A 516-nucleotide genomic window follows, 5' to 3' on the forward strand; every position below is an offset into this window, starting at 1 on the left:
TTTACGGCGTGGACTACCAGGGTATCTAATCCTGTTCGCTCCCCACGCTTTCGCTCCTCAGCGTCAGTACAGGCCCAGAGAACCGCCTTCGCCACCGGTGTTCCTCCCGATATCTGCGCATTTCACCGCTACACCGGGAATTCCGTTCTCCCCTACCTGCCTCTAGTCTGCCCGTATCGGATGCAGACCCGAGGTTAAGCCTCGAGCTTTCACATCCGACGCGACAGACCGCCTACGAGCTCTTTACGCCCAATAATTCCGGACAACGCTTGCGCCCTACGTATTACCGCGGCTGCTGGCACGTAGTTAGCCGGCGCTTCTTCTGCAGGTACCGTCTTGATTCGTCCCTGCTGAAAGCGGTTTACAACCCGAAGGCCGTCATCCCGCACGCGGCGTCGCTGCATCAGGGTTTCCCCCATTGTGCAATATTCCCCACTGCTGCCTCCCGTAGGAGTCTGGGCCGTGTCTCAGTCCCAGTGTGGCCGGTCGCCCTCTCAGGCCGGCTACCCGTCGTCG

1 rRNA gene is annotated in these 516 nt (G+C 60.3%); it reads right to left on the bottom strand.

Annotated elements, in window-relative coordinates:
- Positions 1-516 (bottom strand): 16S ribosomal RNA (locus ABD327_RS37355); the annotation flags it as partial.

It is taken from the genome of Actinocorallia aurantiaca (assembly GCF_039533685.1).
In the GTDB taxonomy this organism is placed as follows: Bacteria; Actinomycetota; Actinomycetes; order Streptosporangiales; family Streptosporangiaceae; genus Actinocorallia; species Actinocorallia aurantiaca.